Raw genomic sequence first — 1,839 nt, 5'->3', positions numbered from 1 at the left:
GGGGCGTGCACGGCGGCGGCGCCGAACTGGTGCTCGCGCGGCTCCACCCACATGGAGCGGGCGCCGCGCCCGTCGTGCATGTAGGCCTGCGGCGTGATCCAGGTGCCACCCAGGCGCTTGCCCTCGCGCGGATCGGCCACGCAGCGCAGCTGCTGCATCTGCTGCACCAGCCAGCGCGGCACGGGCGCGGTGAAGCGCACGTGGGACAGCAGCGTGCCGGGATCGCCCTTGAGGGCCTTCTCGCCCGGGCCGACGAGGTAGTGGCGGTAGCGCTCGCGCTCGCCGATCTCGTAGGCCTCGGCCAGGTCGCTGTCCTTGTCCAGCAGCACCACCCAGCGGTGGCCGCGCAGTACGCCTTCGATGGCAGCGCGCCATTGCTCGTCGGCCACCTCGACCACCTCGGCCACGAACCGGTGGCCGATGCCCTGAGCCACCAGGCGCTTGCGGAACTGCTGCACCTCGTGCGGCAGCGGCGGCAGGTGCTGGCCTTCCAGGGCCTGGAGGGCCTGCTGCGCGAGCTTGCGCCGCTGCTGCAGGGCCGATCGCTCGTCCTGCGCCTCGGCCTCTTCGGCCTGCAGCCGGGCCAAGTGGGCCTGCAGCTCGTCGGCGTTGCTGCCCTTGTCCACCAGCGCCAGCAGCTCCTGCTCGCGCTTGGCGAGTTGCTCCAGCGGCGATTCGTGGCGCGTGGCGTCGTCCAGCGCGGTGCGGGCCTCGTCGCGCTCGGCCAGCAGCCGGGTGGCGTCGGACTGGGCGCGGGCGCTTTCTTCGATCAGCGTGAGCAGGCGCTTGTTCTGCACGGCCTGGTCGGCCAGGGCGCTGCGGTGCTGGGTCTTTTGGCGGCGCAGTTCGCGAGCCTGTTTGGTCAAATGTTCGCGCTCGCCGTGCCAAGCCAGCACGGGCAGCACTTCGGTCGCCAGGCGCTCGCGCTCGGCCACCTTCATTTGCCAGCTCTGGTAGCTGGCCACGCGGTTTTGCAGCTCGGCCAGCTGCGCGCGGCCGTGGTCCAGCTCGCGCTCGGCCTGGGCCATTTCGCGCACGAGTTGCTGCTGGTGCTCGCGCGCCTGGTCGTAGGCATCGAGCACCTGCTGGTCGCCGAACACGTCGAACACCAGGCGCAGCAGCTCGCGCGGGCTGAATTCGCACAGGCGGTCGGTCTGGCCCTGCTCCAGCGAGAGCACGCGGGCGATGGCGGGCGACAGGCCCGCCGCGCCCAGCACGCGGCCCCAGGCTTCCACGCCCATGAACCCGAGGTCTTTCTCGGGCGTGTCGCGCAGTTGTTCGATGCCCACGTCGCCGTCGAGCAGGCAGTAGCGGCGCTGCCAGTCGCCGCCGTTGCGGTCGATGCGGCAGGCCAGCGTGACCTGGTCGCCGTACAGCAGGCGCCGCGCGAACGGGCGGCTGGAGGTCTGGCGGCCCTGGGGCCGGTTGTCCACCACGGCGCGCAGCCAGGCGGTCTGCGCGCCGGCGTGGCGCGCGTAGGTGCGGTAGTCGCGCGGGGCCGAGCAGCGCAGGCCCAGCAGGGTGCGCATGGCATCGAGCAGCGTGGTCTTGCCCGAGCCGTTGGGCCCGGCGATGGTGATGATGGACGCATCGAGCGGCAGGGCCACGCGCTGGCAGTAGTCCCAGTGGACGAGTTCGAGGGTTTGCAGGTGGAACATGGGGGCGCGGGGTTCGTCGTCGGTCAGGCGGCGGGCGCCGGGGTGGGGTCCGTGGCGGGCGTTGCAGCGCCCGGCGTGGCGGCGGCCTCGCTGCGCTCGCGCGCCAGCACGTCGGCCAGGGCGCCGTCGAGGATGCGCGGGGCCATCACGTCGTAGTCGAGCAGCACGTCCAGCAGCGGGC

General features: G+C 72.6%; 1 protein-coding gene. It reads right to left on the bottom strand.

Annotated elements, in window-relative coordinates; all coding sequences use genetic code 11:
* Positions 1 to 1,658 (bottom strand): ATP-binding protein (locus tag AC27KI_RS23910; RefSeq protein WP_487116221.1); only part of this gene is annotated, 1,658 nt, incomplete at its 3' end.
* Positions 1,659 to 1,839: the final 181 nt, after the last annotated feature.

The organism is Acidovorax sp. KPB24-03 (genome assembly GCF_057546605.1).
Note: the sequence above shows the minus strand (reverse complement) of the source record. Positions and strands in the feature narration are given on the sequence as shown.